Origin of the sequence: Enterococcus sp. 4G2_DIV0659 (genome assembly GCF_002140715.2) — a bacterium.
Lineage (GTDB): Bacteria > Bacillota > Bacilli > Lactobacillales > Enterococcaceae > Enterococcus_L > Enterococcus_L mansonii.
This window is the reverse complement of sequence record NZ_NGLE02000001.1, coordinates 534,301-550,475: the sequence shown is the minus strand read 5'-3', so window position 1 is coordinate 550,475 and position 16,175 is coordinate 534,301. Positions and strand designations below refer to the sequence as shown.

Here is a 16,175-nt window from a genome sequence, read left to right as displayed (position 1 = left end):
AAAAAAGATAAAAATTGAGAGAGGTGAAAAGTACCTCAATCACTTTTTCCTATTTTTCTATTGAAGCTGAACGAGCTTGTTCAGCTTTTAAAATAAGGAGGAATTTTCTTGGAAGATGTGCAGAAGAAGTTGTTAACAAAATCTAAGCGTGCCAAAATGGAGCAGCGAGGAAAATTTATTAGTTTTCTTTGTATCGCTTTGATCGTTTTAGTTGTTTTATCAATTTTCTATTTTGTTGCTAGTAAAGGGTTAGCTACTTTTTTTACAAATAAAATTAACGTTTCTGATTTTTTATTCGGTACAAATTGGAATCCGAGTGAAACAGGAACGAATGGAAAACCAATGGTAGGCGCTCTACCTATGATTGCTGGCTCTTTTATCGTCACATTCATGTCTGCAATTATTGCAACACCTTTTGCTATCGGTGCAGCTGTGTTTATGACGGAAATTTCCCCTAAAAAAGGGTCAAAAATTTTACAGCCAGTAATTGAATTATTAGTTGGAATTCCTTCTGTTGTTTATGGATTTATTGGTTTATCTGTGATTGTTCCTTTTATTCGCTCGATTTTCGGCGGTACAGGTTTTGGTATTTTAGCAGGAACATTTGTATTATTTGTGATGATTTTGCCGACCGTAACCACGATGACTGTAGATGCTTTGAAATCTGTTCCTCGTCATTACCGTGAAGCATCATTGGCATTAGGAGCAACTCGTTGGCAAACGATTTATAAAGTCGTTTTACGAGCAGCAGTTCCAGGAATTTTAACGGCTGTTGTTTTTGGAATGGCTCGTGCATTTGGTGAAGCATTAGCGATTCAAATGGTCATCGGGAATGCAGCGATTATGCCTTCTAGTTTAACGACACCTGCATCAACATTAACCAGTATTCTAACAATGGGGATCGGAAATACGATCATGGGAACTGTGGAAAATAATGTTTTATGGTCACTAGCCTTGATCTTGCTGTTGATGTCGCTATTATTTAATATTGTGATTCGAATCATTGGTAAGAAAGGAGCCTTGAAATAATGAATGCAAAAAAAGTAGATAAATTTGCAACAGGCGTTTTGTATGCTATTTCAGGCGTTATTGTGTTGATTTTGGCAGCATTGCTGTTATATATACTTGTTCGTGGAATTCCACATATTTCTTGGGATTTTTTGACAAAACCTTCTAAGGCTTACCAAGCTGGTGGAGGAATCGGCATTCAATTATTTAACTCAATCTATTTATTGCTGATTACTATGTTGATTAGCTTTCCGATTTCTTTAGGAGCGGGGATTTATTTATCTGAGTATGCAAAGAAAAATTGGTTGACAGATATTATTCGGACCTCTATTGAGATTTTAAGTTCACTCCCATCAGTAGTGGTTGGTTTGTTTGGTTTCTTGATTTTTGTTGTCCAGATAGGCTATGGTTTTTCAATCATTTCAGGTGCATTGGCGTTAACATTCTTTAACTTGCCTTTGTTGACAAGAAATGTTGAAGAATCATTAAAAGCAGTTCATTATACGCAGCGGGAAGCGGGTCTTTCTTTAGGTCTATCTCGTTGGGAAACTGTTACAAAGGTTGTTGTTCCAGAAGCACTGCCAGGGATTTTAACTGGAGTGATTTTGAGTTCAGGAAGAATCTTTGGTGAAGCTGCTGCATTGATTTATACAGCAGGACAAAGTGCACCAGCTTTAGATTTTAGCAACTGGAACCCGTTAAGTGTTTCAAGTCCAATCAGTATTTTCCGTCAAGCAGAAACGCTAGCTGTGCATATTTGGAAAATCAATACAGAAGGTACAATGCCTGATGGTGCGGCTGTTTCTGCAGGAGCTTCGGCTGTTCTGATTTTGGTCGTTTTACTATTTAATTTCGGCGCACGTTTCATCGGCAACAGATTGTATAAAAAAATGACATCAGCCTAATGTTAGGGGAATCAGAATGAAAGAATATAATTTAAATGACACGAATATTATAAAATTGCCTGATCCGATTGCTTTACATACCGATGATCTACACGTATGGTATGGTGAAAATGAAGCAATCAAAGGCGTTGATCTACAGTTTGAAAAAAATAAAATCACTGCGCTGATAGGACCTTCTGGTTGTGGTAAATCAACCTATTTACGTTCATTAAACCGAATGAATGATGGCATTGCCAACACGAAAGTGACTGGAAATATCATGTATAAAGGTGTGAATGTGAATACCAAAGAAGTCGATGTCTATGAAATGCGTAAACATATCGGTATGGTTTTTCAACGGCCTAATCCATTCAGTAAATCAATTTATGAAAACATCACATTTGCTTTGAAACAACATGGTGAAAAAGACAAGAAGAAATTAGACGAAATTGTTGAAACAAGTTTGAAACAAGCAGCGCTTTGGGATCAAGTCAAAGATAATTTAGATAAAAGTGCCTTAGCTTTATCTGGTGGGCAACAACAGCGTCTCTGTATAGCCAGAGCGATTGCGATGAAACCAGATATTTTACTTCTGGATGAACCAGCAAGTGCCTTAGACCCGATTTCTACAGGAAAAGTTGAAGAAACATTGGTGAATTTAAAAGACGATTATACGATTATTATCGTTACCCATAATATGCAACAAGCTGCTCGTATCAGTGATTACACTGCCTTTTTCTATTTAGGTAAAGTAATTGAATACGATGAAACACGAAAAATCTTTACACGACCAAAAATTCAAGCAACAGAAGATTACGTTTCTGGACATTTTGGTTAGGAGGAGTAAGATGACAAAAGAGATTATTTCATCAAAAGATTTGCATTTATATTATGGTAAAAAAGAAGCTTTAAAAGGGATTGATTTAAGTATCAATCAGGGCGAGATCACAGCGATGATCGGACCTTCTGGTTGTGGAAAATCGACATATCTACGTTCACTTAATCGAATGAATGATCTGATTCCTGGTGTGACGATTACAGGTAGTGTGGTTTACAAAGGCAAAGATATTTATGGCCCTAGAACAGATATTGTTGATTTACGTAAAGAAATCGGCATGGTCTTCCAGCAACCCAATCCGTTTCCTTTTTCCATTTACGAAAATGTGATTTATGGATTACGTTTAAAAGGGGAAAAGGATAAGCAAGTACTTGATGAGGCTGTAGAAAACAGTTTGAAAGCGGCGTCTGTTTGGGAGGATGTCAAAGACAAACTTCATAAAAGTGCCTTATCATTATCTGGTGGGCAACAACAACGTGTTTGTATTGCACGTGTTTTAGCTGTCGATCCTGAAATTATTTTATTAGATGAACCGACAAGTGCCTTGGATCCTGTTTCAAGTGGTAAGATCGAAAATATGTTATTAACCCTAAAAGAAAAGTATACGATGATTATGGTGACCCATAACATGTCTCAAGCTTCTCGAATTTCCGATAAAACAGCTTTCTTTTTACAAGGAGAATTGATAGAATTTAATGACACCAAGAAAATATTCTTGAACCCAAAAGAAAAGCAAACAGAAGATTATATTTCTGGAAAATTTGGTTAAATAAAAGGAGGAACACTCATGTTACGTAGTCAGTTTGAAGAAGAATTATTAAATCTGCACAATCAGTTTTATGAGATGGGGATGATGGTCAGTAATGTCGTACATAAATCTGTACGTGCTTATATCAACCACGATAAAAAAATAGCGCAAGAAGTGATTGATTATGATGTAGAAATCAATGACATGGAAGTAAAATTAGAAAAGAAAAGTTTTGAAATGATTGCTTTACAACAACCTGTAACGACTGATCTTAGAATGATCATCACAGTGATGAAAGCAAGCTCTGATTTAGAAAGAATGGCCGATCATGCAGTATCGATTTCTAAATCAACGATTCGCTTAAAAGGTGAAACAAGAATTCCCGAAATCGAAAAAGAAATTTCTGATATGTCAGATTATGTAAAAAAAATGGTGGATAACGTATTGATTGCCTACGTTAAAACAGATCAAAAAGATGCTCGGATGATTGCGCAGATGGACAAACGTGTAAATGAGTATTTTGATAGTATTTATAGACATTCTATCAAAGCGATGCAATCGAATCCAGAAACCGTTATCAGCGGAACCGATTATTTACACGTAGCAACTTACTTAGAGCGAATTGGTGATTACGTGACGAATATCTGTGAATGGATCGTTTACCTAGCAACTGGGAAAATAACAGAATTAAGTAGTAATCACGACGAATAATCAAAAAATGAATAGGGAACTTATAAGCTGATTTTTTTGCTAATGATTCCACAATAGAGTCTGGGATAAAACTAGTATGTAGTTTGTCCTTGGACTCTATTTTTTATGAACTACAATACATTTTGACTATTTATATGAACATAATTTCAACAATCTGTTTACAATTGTTCTTTTTACGTGTATTATACAATTAAATTGGAAAGCGCTGACAATTAAAATGAAAACTTTGAGGTGAGGAAAATGGAAGAAACAAGTACAGTTGTTGGTAAAACGAGTCGACTAACAATACCGGAGCAGAGAAAAAGATGGTTTAAGGAATTTATGAAACCGTTTTTAGTTGTTGTAGTTATCTATATCACGATGTACATGATTCGTAATAATTTTAAAGCAGCTCAGCCATTATTGAAAAGTCAATTAGGTCTGACCACAACCGACCTTGGGTACATTGGATTTGTTTTTTCGATCGTCTATGGCTTTGGTAAATTTATTGTAGGTTATATTGTTGATGGAAAAAATACGAAAAAAATCCTATCTATTCTGCTATTGTTGTCTTCAATCACCGTTTTATGTATGGGAATACTATTTACAATGAATAATGTTCCGATTGGTTGGATCGTTGTGTTATGGTCACTGAATGGTTTATTCCAGTGCGTGGGAGGACCAAGCTGTGCCTCTGTTATCACACAATGGACAACGAGAAGTAATCGAGGTAGGTATATAGGGCTGTGGAACGCCTCTCACAATATTGGTGGCGGCTTTGCAGGGATTTTTGCTGTATGGTGTGCGCAAACCTTTTTTAAAGGACAAGTGGCAGGAATGTTTATTATACCAGCTCTTGTTGCATCTGTTGTTGCTGTGGTAACGTTGTTTATTGGTAAAAATAGACCTGAAGATTTAGGGTGGAATTCAAGTGAAGAAATCTTTGATGAACCAGTTGAAGAAGCAAATATTGATGCAGAAAATTTAACAAAATGGGAAATTTTCAAAAAATATTTATTAACAAATCCTTACATTTGGGTGTTATGTGTTGCGAATGTATTCGTTTATATTGTACGAATTGGCATTGATAATTGGGCACCGTTATATGTGACAGAACATTTAAACTTTTCACAAGAAGCAGCAGCACAAACCATTTTTTATTTTGAGATGGGAGCATTAATCGGCTGTTTGGCATGGGGATATATTTCTGATTTACTAAAAGGGCGTCCAGCATTGGTTGCAACAATCAGTACAATCTTATTGCCAATTGGAATTATTGGCTATCAGCTTGGAACAACAGAATTTGTGATCAACGCCTCATTATTTATGCTAGGAATGATGATTTTTGGCCCACAATTGTTGATTAATTTATCCATGCTAGGTTTTGTTCCCAAAAAAGCTACAGTAGTTTCTGGAGGACTATTAGGGGCATTTGCTTATCTATTTGGGGATTCTATGGCAAAAATATTATTGGCAAAAATTGCTGATCCAGCTAAAGGTGGAGTGAATTTCTTAGGTCAAGTGTTACATGGATGGAAAGACACATTTATTATCTTTTATATTTCAATTGTGATTATTGCAGTTCTCTTAGGAATTGTAGCTTTTGCAGAAGAAAGAAGACGGAAACAAATAAACGCATAAAGGTGGACGGAATTAATGAATGTACAAATTACAAATTTTAGAGATTTAGGCGGTATTAAAAATAAAGAGGGGAAAGTAGTCAAACCCAAAAAGTTACTACGTTCAGGACATTTAGTAAATTTGGATAAACAAACACAATCAGCGTTAGTTGAAACGTTTAATTTGACTAGAATTATTGATTTTAGAAGAGAATTTGAAATTACAGAATCTCCAGATACACCAATTGAAGATGTAGAATATATCAATTTAGACTTATTGGGTAGAATGGATGCAAAGAATTCGAGTTTAGCTGATTTTGCAAAATTAAAATCTATCGAAGCAGTCGATCAGCATATGATGGGAGTTTACGAAGACCTCATTTTAAATTCAGGTGCACAAACAGGGTTTGCAGAATTCATGGATTATATTTTAGAAAATAAAAATGGATCAACTATTTTTCATTGTTTTGCTGGCAAAGATCGAACAGGTTACGCTTCAGCTTTATTACTATTGCTTTTAAATGTTGACAAAGACGAAATTTACAAAGATTTCCTGATTACAAATACAGAAAGAAAACAAGCCAATGACGAATTGATTCAACAATTTAGAGAACAAGGCTTCAATGAAGAGCAACTAGAATCTTTGGCAACAGCCCTTTATGTAAAAAAAGATTATTTAGATCATGCATTCAATTTAATTGAGAGTCACTTTGGAAGTGCTGAAAGTTATGCAGCTCAGTGTTTAAATTTTGATAAAGAGAAAATTAATGAATTTAGAACGATATATTTGTCCAACTAAAGAAGTGGCGTTTGTTTTACCTATTTTTTCTTGTTATAATTGGAGAAAATAGAAGGATCGGACGTGAATATGGATAAACAAAAACAACAGCTAAGTATAGAAGTTGCTAGGTTATACTATCAATTAGGCTTAGGGCAACAGGAAATTGCTAAACAACTGGATGTTTCTAGGCCAACCATTTCAAGGCTACTTAATTATGCGAAAGAAAAAGGGTATGTACAAATTACAATTTCAGACCCGTTTTCTGATTTATTTGAACTCGAAAAAAAATTGAAAGAAAAGTACGATCTTTTAGAAGCGCATGTAGTGTTTTCACCTGAAACCAATTATCAAGTAATCACAGAGTATATCAGTGCTTACGCTGCCCAATATTTAGAAGAAACGATTCATAATGGAGATATTCTAGGCGTTAGTTGGGGAACGACAATGTATGAAATTGCACGAAAATTAGATACGCAAGAGCGAGTCGGTGTAGAAGTTGTGCAATTGAAAGGCGGTATTAGCCATTCAAATGTAAATACCTACGCCAATGAAACGTTGACATTGTTTGAAAAAGCGTTTCAAACAGTTGCTGTTCAATTACCATTGCCAGTTATCTTTGATAATGCACAAGTGAAAAAAATGGTAGAACAAGATCGCCATATTCAAAAAATCATTTCTAAAGGAAAAGAAGCCAATATTGCCATATTTACTGTAGGAACAGTTAGAGATGAAGCATTACTATTTCGTTTAGGTTATTTTAGTGAAGAAGAACAGCAACTTCTTAAAGATCAAGCAGTTGGAGATATTTGTTCTCGCTTTTTCGATAGCCAAGGGGAAATTTGTAGTCAAAAGATCAATGAACGGACAATTGGCATTGAATTATCAGATCTGAGAAAAAAGGAAAAAGCGATTCTAGTTGCAGGTGGTTCTCGAAAAGTTAAAGCTATAGACGGCGCTTTAGCAGGAAAATATGCTAATGTATTGATTATTGATCAAAGCGCTGCTGAAGAGCTCCTTAAATTGTGATTTAATCAAAAAATATCCTTTTTGTATACTTCTTTTAAGTGCTGAAGCGCTAAGCGTTGAAGAGATCGGAAATAAGCTGAAATTCACGAAAATTTGACAAATAATTTTCGTGAATTTTTTTCTTGTTTATCGGAGTTAAACGCTTCTATTCCAACCTTATTCAAATCAGCATCTTTTTATATTTTATTTTTTTGAACATAATTTCATGAAGGTGTTTACAAATGTTCTTTTTGGGTGTTATAATACAATTATCAAAATTGAAGGAGTGTCATAATGGATATCGCAAAAATGATTGACCACACAGCTTTAAAACCAGAAACTACTGAGGAAATGATTACAAAACTTTGCCAAGAAGCAAGAGAGTATCAATTCGCTTCAGTATGTGTGAATCCATATTGGGTTCGTTTAGCAAGCACAGAGTTGAAAGGCTCAGGCGTAGATGTTTGTACAGTTATCGGCTTCCCATTAGGAGCAAATACATCTGAAACGAAAGCGTTCGAAACTAAAAATGCTATTGAAAATGGTGCTACAGAAGTAGACATGGTTATCAATGTTGGGGCATTAAAATCTGGTGATCTTAAAACGGTTGAATCAGATATCCGCGCAGTTGTCGAAGCTTCTGGTGATGTTCTTGTTAAAGTTATTCTTGAAACATGCTTACTTACAAAAGAAGAAATCGTAACTGTTTCTGAATTGTCAATCAAAGCAGGTGCAGACTTTGTTAAAACATCAACTGGTTTTTCTACTGGTGGAGCAACAACAGAAGATATTGCTTTAATGAGAAAAACAGTTGGACCAGACGTAGGTGTGAAAGCATCAGGCGGCGTTCGTACAAAAGAAGAAGTTTTAGCAATGATCGAAGCAGGTGCTTCAAGAATTGGTGCAAGTGCAGGTGTTTCAATTGTTTCTGGTGATTCATCAGATCAAGGAAATGGCTATTAAAATAAAAAAATGATCCAAAAGCAAGCATTTGCTTGCTTTTGGAAATGAATGTAACCGAGTTCAAATTGGAGGAGAAAATGAAGTATTTAATTGGCTGTCTAGGTTTAGTATTCTTTATAGGTATTGCTTGGTTGACAAGCAATGATCGTAAAAAGGTTAAGTTTCGACCGATTATCGTGATGTTAGTTTTACAATTTATTTTGGGATTTGTCTTGCTGAATACAAGTGCAGGAAATTTCGTTGTTGGAGGAATCGCCAAAGGTTTCGACAATTTATTGCAGTATGCTGGTGAAGGGGTTAATTTTGTTTTTGGTGGATTAATCAATCCAGATGAATCGTCGTTTTTCATTGGTGTTTTATTACCAATCGTCTTTATTTCGGCATTAATCGGTATTTTACAATACTTTAAAATTTTGCCGTTTATCGTGAAATATATTGGACTTGCACTTAGTAAAGTCAACGGTATGGGTAAGTTAGAGTCTTATAATGCTGTTGCATCAGCGATTTTAGGACAATCAGAAGTATTTATTTCAGTGAAAAAGCAATTAGGTCTGTTACCAAAACATCGTCTATATACCTTATGTGCATCGGCAATGTCAACAGTATCAATGGCAATCATTGGTTCTTATATGTTTTTATTAAAACCGCAATATGTAGTAACCGCTATCGTTTTAAATCTATTTGGAGGATTCATCATTACTTCGGTAATCAATCCTTACGAAGTAACGCCAGAAGAAGATGTTTTAGAAGTTAAAGACGAAAAGAAACAATCTTTCTTTGAAATGTTAGGCGAATATATTATGGATGGTTTCCATGTAGCTGTAACAGTTGCTGCAATGTTGATCGGATTTGTAGCTGTTATTACAATGATTAATGCAATTTTCAAAGGGATTTTCGGTATTTCTTTCCAAGATATCATTGGTTATCTTGTAGCACCTTTTGCCTTTTTAATGGGAGTATCTGCAAATGAGATGGTAGATGCTGGAAGCATTATGGCAACAAAACTTGTCTCTAACGAGTTTGTAGCAATGACGAATTTAAAATCAAGCACAATTGAGTTCACTGGACGGACAACGGCAATCATTTCTGTCTTTTTAGTTTCATTTGCTAATTTTTCATCAATTGGTATTATCTCAGGTGCTGTTAAAAGCTTGAATGAAGAGCAAGGAAATGTAGTTGCTCGCTTCGGTATAAAATTATTGTTTGGCGCAACACTAGTTAGTTGTTTAACTGCGACAATTGTTGGAATGCTTTATTGATTTTTAAGTTTAACTGATGAGGTGAAAAGAAATGAACGAATTTAAAAGAGTACATGTCATAGTAATGGATTCAGTAGGAATCGGAGAAGCTCCCGATGCCAATGCATTCGATGACTTTGATGTTGATACATTAGGTCATATTGCAAAGGAAATGAACGGACTAACATTGCCAAATATGGCTTCTTTAGGACTGTCAAACATTAAAGAAATTCTTGGTGTCCCAAAAGCAGATAAAGCATTGGGCTACTACACTAAAATGCAAGAAACATCGGCTGGTAAAGATACAATGACTGGTCATTGGGAAATCATGGGATTATTTATTGATAAGCCATTCAGAGTTTTTCCTGATGGCTTCCCAGAAGAACTTCTGAAAAAAATCGAAACATTTTCTGGAAGAAAAATAATCGGGAATAAAGCAGCTAGTGGGACTGAAATTCTAGATGAGCTTGGCGAAGAGCAACTAAAAACAGGTGCTTTGATTGTTTACACTTCTGCGGATTCTGTTTTACAAATTGCTGCTAATGAAGAAGTCATCCCGTTAGAAGAATTATACGACATTTGTGAATATGCTAGAGAAATTACGAGAGATGAGCCATATATGTTAGGTAGAATTATTGCTCGACCTTTTGTAGGCTCATCAAAAGAAACGTTCAAGCGCACAGCAAACCGTCATGATTATGCATTAAAACCATTTGATAAAACAGTTATGGATACGCTAAAAGAAAGCGGATACGATTCGATTGCACTAGGGAAAATTTCAGATATCTTTGATGGCGAAGGTGTAACTGAGTCTATTCGTACAGTATCTAACATGGACGGGATGGATAAATTTATCGAATTATTGGATAAAGATTTTCATGGCATGAGCTTTTTAAATCTCGTCGACTTTGATGCAGTATTTGGTCATCGTAGAGATCCACTTGGTTATGGTCAAGCGTTACAAGAATTTGATCAACGTTTACCAGAAGTATTTGCTAAATTAACAGAAGATGATTTATTGATTATTACAGCGGATCATGGAAATGATCCTACGTATAAGGGAACAGATCACACTAGGGAATATGTACCATTATTGGTTTATTCTAAGCGTTTTTCACAAAATGGTGAACTTAGCATTAGAAGTACATTTTCTGATATTGGGGCAACTGTTGCGGATAACTTTAACGTACGTATGCCAGATTATGGTACTAGTTTCTTAGGAGATTTAAAATAATAAAAAGGAATGGTGATAGAAATGAGAATGGTCGACATTATTGAAAAAAAACGTAATGGCTTGGAATTAACGAAAGAAGAAATTCAGTTTTTTATTGATGGATATACAAACGGTACAATTCCAGATTATCAAGCAAGTGCTTTATTGATGGCTATTTATTTCCAAGATATGACGGATGAAGAGCGTGCCAACTTAACCCTTGCAATGGTTGATTCAGGTGACGTTATCGATTTATCTGGAATTGAAGGTGTAAAAGTCGATAAGCATTCAACTGGTGGTGTTGGTGATACAACGACATTAGTATTAGCTCCACTTATTGCGGCATTGGATATTCCTTTTGCTAAAATGTCAGGTCGTGGTTTAGGTCATACTGGTGGAACATTAGATAAATTAGAATCATTTGATGGTTTCCATATTGAAATTAGTGATGAAGAATTTATCAACATTGTAAATAAAGATAAAATTGCTGTTATCGGTCAATCAGGAAACCTGACACCAGCCGATAAAAAAATCTATGCACTTCGTGATGTTACAGGAACAGTAAGTTCTATTCCATTGATTGCTGGATCAATTATGAGTAAAAAAATTGCTGCTGGTGCAGATGCGATCGTTCTTGACGTAAAAACAGGCGCAGGCGCATTCATGAAAACAGAAGAAGACGCTGAAAAATTAGCTGAAGCAATGGTTCGCATTGGAAATCTAGTTGGCAGAAAAACAATGGCGATCATCTCTGATATGTCACAACCTTTAGGTGCTGCAATTGGTAACTCTTTAGAAATTAAAGAAGCAATTGACACGTTGAAGGGCAATGGTCCAGAAGATTTAAATGAACTAGTACTAACTTTAGGTAGCCAAATGGTTGTCTTAGCTGGTAAGACAGATTCTCTAGATGAAGCACGCAAAATGCTTCTTGGTGTAATCGAAGATGGCTCTGCATTAGATAAGTTTGCTATATTTGTTGAAAATCAAGGAGGAAATCCTGAATGGGTGAAAAATCCTGAATTATTACCTCAAGCTGAATATACATTTGAAGTAACAGCAGATAAAGAAGGAACAGTAGAAGAAATTATTGCAGATGCCATTGGTGTTGCTGCAATGAAATTAGGTGCTGGTCGAGCAACAAAAGAAGACGAAATCGATTTAGCAGTCGGCTTAGTATTAAATAAAAAAATCGGGGATAAAGTTAACGTAGGTGATTCTTTAGTAACAATCCATGCGAACAAAAAAGATGTTTCTGAAGTTGAAGCAATGATCAAAGAAAACATCAAAATTGGTTCAAAAGGACAAGCACCGAAATTAATTTATAAACAAATCTCATAAAAATAATAAACATAGTTATAAAAGAGTGTCTGTTTACCATAGTCTAAGAGAAATGTTATTCATTATAGATCAAACAAATAGGTAGTGTATTATAATAGAAGGAGATAAACTTGTTAAGAGTTATCTTCTTCTATTTTTATTTGACATTGTACCTAGGTACAAGAGAAAATTCATTCTTAAGTCCTATGACAAATAATAAAAAAGAAGGCATAATAGGTACATAAGGAAAACACCTTCGGGTGAAAAATTTGCTAAGGAGGCAATTTCCATGAAAGAAAGAGAAAGAGTATTAGACTTAGTTAAAAAAGGTGTCCTATCTTCAGAGGAAGCTTTAATCTTATTAGAAAACATGGCAACTGAAAAAGACGAAAAACAAATCAAGAAAGCTGCCGATCAAGTGAATGTAACTAATCCAACTGTTGATACAAAAGAAAATGATAAAGTCGTAGATTTAGTAGATAAGTTAGAAAATCAAAAGGAAGAAGAAATTGAGCCTGAGATTACTGACGAAGAAATGAAAGCAAAAGAAGCTGAAGATCGTGAACGTTTAGAAAAAATTCTAGATGATTTAGCGACAGAAGCTAATCGTACTTCTGTAGAGTTGGATGAAGTTAACGCTGAAATTGCCGGCATTAAAGAAGAAATCAAAGAAGCACAAGAAAAATTAATGGAATTGAACACGAAAGAAGAATTGAGTGAGCTGACTGAAGAAGAGTTAGCGGAAAGAGCAACATTAGAAACAGATATTAAATCATTGGAAGACTCTTTAGATGGAAGAAACCAAGAGAAAATCGCTTTAGAAGCTGAATTAAAAAATATTCGTAAAGAACAATGGTCTGAAACGAAAGATCGCGTTGCTTCAAAATTTGACATCCCAGATGATTGGAAAGACCAAGCAACCGATACACTGAACCAAGTTGGCGAAAAAATGAGTGAAGCAGGTTCTCAATTAGGTTCATTCTTGAAGAAAACCTTTAGTACATTCTCAGAAACAATGAATGACAATATGGAATGGAAAGATGTTAGCTTTAAAGTTCCTGGCGTAGCGACAACAAAATTTGACCATGAATTTAACTATCCAGCACCACTTGCAAGTTTGATAGATGTTAAAGTTGCGAATGGAAATATTGTGTTCAAAACTTGGGATCAAGCAGATGTTAAAGTAGAAGGTAAAATTAAGCTTTATGGCAAAATGGACGCTGAAACACCACTCGAAGCATTCCTAGAAAGAAGCCAAATTGATGTGGATGATGAAGTGATCTCATTCCAAATTCCAAATAAACGTGTCCGTGCAGATTTAGTTTTCTACTTACCTGAACGCACATATGATCATGTTGCGATTAAATTATTAAATGGAAATGTCTCAGTTGAATCGTTAAAAGCGAAAGATGTTTATGCGAAATCAACGAATGGATCAATTACATTCCATAAAATTGATGCTACAATGTTGGAAATCGAAGGTGTCAACGGAGATATCAAGGTTTTAGATGGTGAAATTCTAGATAATATCATTGAAACAGTGAATGGAACAGTAACGATTGCTGCAACACCTCAAACTATTGGGGTTTCATTAATCAATGGTGATGTACGCATCACAGCTAAGGAAAAAACATTACGTAAAGTGGAAGCAAGTTCTGTGAACGGAAACGTTAAGATTGCTCTGCCAAATGAGCTTGGCGTGGAAGGGACTGTAAAAACAAGTTTAGGTAGTATTAATAGTCGTTTAAATGACTATGAAGTTATTCGTGAAAAGAAAGAAAGAACCAATCAATTACTCCAATTCAGACGTTTGAATGATGAGGATATGGCACAAATCAATGCTTCTACAACAACAGGAAACATTTATTTAAAAGACACAGATAAATAAATGTGTAGAGCAATGACTATTTAAAAAGTGTCGATTTCTCCAAGTAATACGTTTTAGTATTACTTGGAGAAAATAAAAAAGAAGACAAATTTTTAACGAAAAACTTTTGTCCTCTACTTTATTCTAGTGTATAATTTTAAAGACGAGAGGTGAAATGAAATGAGAAAACAATTGACTAAATCTAATAACGTAGTGTTAACAGGAACCTTAGCAGGGATTGCGGAATGGATTGGAGTTGATCCTACAATTGTTCGTGTACTTTACGTGATTATTGGTTTTTTCTCTGCGGGATTTCCAGGAGTCTTACTTTACATCGCTTTGGCTGTGTTGATTCCATCTGGCAGAAATTATAATCAATATGGACATAAAAACACGTATAACAGAAATACTCGCAATGCGAATCCATATGCGAATGAACACAAAAAACAAAGAAAACAAGCTGAGAAGGTTGATAATGACGACTGGAGTGACTTCTAATGTCATATTTCCAACGTTTAATCGTTAATACATTGACATTTGTTTCACTTTCGGTGATTTTTCCTAATATGATTTATGTCAGAAGTATCTGGATGGCAATTGTAGCGGCTTTTGTCCTTTCGATATTGAATATGTTAGTCAAGCCAGTGCTAACGATTCTTTCTCTACCATTTACGCTACTTACTTTTGGATTGTTTAGTTTTGTTGTAAATGCTGCTATTTTAAAGATGACCTCTGCATTTGTTGGAGAAATGAATTTTGGCTTTTCCAGCTTCTGGGCAGCAATTTTAATGGCAGTGATTATGTCATTAGTAAATGCGATTGTTAGTGAACGTAATGTAGATAAATATAATGAATAAAGATAAAGAGATGAAGATAGAAGAGACAATTCCAAGAGTAAAAGGAGTTGAGTCTATTGTTTCTCTTTATCTTTTTTTGCGCAAATAAATAAGAATCAATTGAAAAAAGGATCGAGATCAATTAACCGGCATTCTTTATGTCGATTGATGTAACTGTACAAAATATTGATAAAATCGACTTGGTCTTTAGAATAGCATGCGACTTCTTGTGGTAGTTTTTTTGGCATAAGTTTATCTGCTAGTTCCTTTGGTGAGTATTTTTCAACTGTTCGCTTAGTGACTAAACGACTATTTAGAACGAAACCTTGGTAGAGCAGATAATATTTTATTTTTGCCCCTACTGGAAACCAGAGCAGTTGCCAGTGTGCTTGATTGGTTAAGACAAGTTTTTGATTTCGATCGAAAAAGCGAGTAAGAAATTGCTGTTTTTCCAATAATACAGCGGCTTTTTCAAATGAATGATTGTTAGCCGCTTCAATCATTTGTTCTTTTAAGCGAGTTTGTGGTTGTTGGTTGTTTACTCTAAAAGCATTCAGTAATTCAGATTCGATAACGGTTGATTCTAATCGCTTTTCATTAGAAGAAAAGGAGTGATGCCAGTAGTCGTTTTGATTTAGACTGTATAGCTCATCTAGAATTTGTTTTAATTCAGAAAGTTTTCGATGGATGGAATAAGGTCCGAAACAATTCTTTTTTGTGGGTGTAGAACGAATATGTAACGAAATGTTTTCATTTTTAATACGAATTTCAAAATACTTGTATTTGTTAAATGCATTCATTTGACGATTGTACATGGGACGATATTGTTGGATAAGCTTGCATTCTAATAAAAGAGCATCCAGTTCAGAGTCAACTTCCACTATAGCAAAATCATTGATTTGGTGGATTAAACGAATTGTCTTACTTGAATGTTGTTTGTTTTTGATAAAATAGCTAAGCACACGTTCATTTAATTTTTTCGCTTTGCCTATATAAAGAATAGATCCTTGTTTGTCTTTCATTAGATAAACGCCAGGTGTCGTGGGTAGTTTTTTTGCTTTTTCTTTTAGAGTAGTTTTCATAGAAACACATCCGATAATTGTTTTAGGATAATACAAATTAAGTATACGAATTTAAGCTCAATAGTCAATAACTAAGCACAAAT

At 34.9% G+C, this 16,175-nt stretch carries 16 protein-coding genes; 15 read left to right on the top strand and 1 reads right to left on the bottom strand.

Annotated elements, in window-relative coordinates; translation table 11 throughout:
- Positions 1 to 108 precede the first annotated feature (108 nt).
- The 15 genes from pstC (at position 109) to A5880_RS02510 (ending at position 15,031) form a co-directional block, all read left to right on the top strand.
- Positions 109 to 1,029: a phosphate ABC transporter permease subunit PstC gene (gene pstC / locus A5880_RS02580; protein WP_086331651.1), complete on the top strand. Its 921-nt coding sequence runs from the start codon at positions 109 to 111 to the stop codon at positions 1,027 to 1,029.
- Entirely contained in the window at positions 1,029 to 1,913 is an 885-nt protein-coding gene (gene pstA, locus A5880_RS02575; protein ID WP_086331650.1) for a phosphate ABC transporter permease PstA, read from the top strand. Before pstC ends, pstA begins: the two co-directional genes overlap by 1 nt.
- 16 nt (positions 1,914 to 1,929) lie before the next feature.
- Positions 1,930 to 2,730, top strand: coding sequence for a phosphate ABC transporter ATP-binding protein PstB (gene pstB / locus A5880_RS02570; RefSeq protein ID WP_086331649.1), 801 nt, complete (start codon positions 1,930 to 1,932; stop codon positions 2,728 to 2,730).
- Between the two features lie 10 nt (positions 2,731 to 2,740).
- Positions 2,741 to 3,499 (top strand): phosphate ABC transporter ATP-binding protein PstB, encoded by a 759-nt coding sequence (gene pstB, locus A5880_RS02565; protein WP_086331648.1) that lies wholly within the window; start codon positions 2,741 to 2,743, stop codon positions 3,497 to 3,499.
- An 18-nt stretch (positions 3,500 to 3,517) separates the two neighbouring features.
- Positions 3,518 to 4,189, top strand: a complete 672-nt coding sequence (phoU, locus tag A5880_RS02560) for a phosphate signaling complex protein PhoU (RefSeq protein WP_086331647.1) — start codon at positions 3,518 to 3,520, stop codon at positions 4,187 to 4,189.
- 240 nt (positions 4,190 to 4,429) lie between these two features.
- Entirely contained in the window at positions 4,430 to 5,809 is a 1,380-nt protein-coding gene (gene uhpT, locus A5880_RS02555) for a hexose-6-phosphate:phosphate antiporter (RefSeq protein WP_086331646.1), read from the top strand.
- Positions 5,810 to 5,824: 15 nt separating this feature from the next.
- Positions 5,825 to 6,586, top strand: a complete 762-nt coding sequence (locus A5880_RS02550) for a tyrosine-protein phosphatase (protein ID WP_086331645.1) — start codon at positions 5,825 to 5,827, stop codon at positions 6,584 to 6,586.
- 69 nt (positions 6,587 to 6,655) lie between these two features.
- Positions 6,656 to 7,594, top strand: coding sequence for a sugar-binding transcriptional regulator (locus A5880_RS02545; protein ID WP_086331977.1), 939 nt, complete (start codon positions 6,656 to 6,658; stop codon positions 7,592 to 7,594).
- A gap of 273 nt (positions 7,595 to 7,867) precedes the next feature.
- Positions 7,868 to 8,536 (top strand): deoxyribose-phosphate aldolase, encoded by a 669-nt coding sequence (deoC, locus tag A5880_RS02540; protein WP_086331644.1) that lies wholly within the window; start codon positions 7,868 to 7,870, stop codon positions 8,534 to 8,536.
- 77 nt (positions 8,537 to 8,613) lie between these two features.
- Positions 8,614 to 9,795, top strand: coding sequence for a NupC/NupG family nucleoside CNT transporter (locus A5880_RS02535; protein WP_086331643.1), 1,182 nt, complete (start codon positions 8,614 to 8,616; stop codon positions 9,793 to 9,795).
- 31 nt (positions 9,796 to 9,826) lie between these two features.
- Positions 9,827 to 11,008 (top strand): phosphopentomutase, encoded by a 1,182-nt coding sequence (deoB, locus tag A5880_RS02530; protein WP_086331642.1) that lies wholly within the window; start codon positions 9,827 to 9,829, stop codon positions 11,006 to 11,008.
- A gap of 21 nt (positions 11,009 to 11,029) precedes the next feature.
- On the top strand, positions 11,030 to 12,328 hold the full coding sequence (locus tag A5880_RS02525) for a pyrimidine-nucleoside phosphorylase (RefSeq protein WP_086331976.1): 1,299 nt from the start codon (positions 11,030 to 11,032) through the stop codon (positions 12,326 to 12,328).
- 268 nt (positions 12,329 to 12,596) lie between these two features.
- Positions 12,597 to 14,195: a daptomycin-sensing surface protein LiaX gene (liaX, locus tag A5880_RS02520; RefSeq protein ID WP_086331641.1), complete on the top strand. Its 1,599-nt coding sequence runs from the start codon at positions 12,597 to 12,599 to the stop codon at positions 14,193 to 14,195.
- A gap of 159 nt (positions 14,196 to 14,354) precedes the next feature.
- Positions 14,355 to 14,672, top strand: coding sequence for a PspC domain-containing protein (locus A5880_RS02515; RefSeq protein WP_086331640.1), 318 nt, complete (start codon positions 14,355 to 14,357; stop codon positions 14,670 to 14,672).
- Positions 14,672 to 15,031: a phage holin family protein gene (locus A5880_RS02510; RefSeq protein ID WP_086331639.1), complete on the top strand. Its 360-nt coding sequence runs from the start codon at positions 14,672 to 14,674 to the stop codon at positions 15,029 to 15,031. Before A5880_RS02515 ends, A5880_RS02510 begins: the two co-directional genes overlap by 1 nt.
- 95 nt (positions 15,032 to 15,126) lie before the next feature.
- On the opposite strand, the gene A5880_RS02505 is transcribed toward A5880_RS02510, so the two are convergent.
- Positions 15,127 to 16,092, bottom strand: coding sequence for a GIY-YIG nuclease family protein (locus tag A5880_RS02505; RefSeq protein ID WP_086331638.1), 966 nt, complete (start codon positions 16,090 to 16,092; stop codon positions 15,127 to 15,129).
- Positions 16,093 to 16,175: the final 83 nt, after the last annotated feature.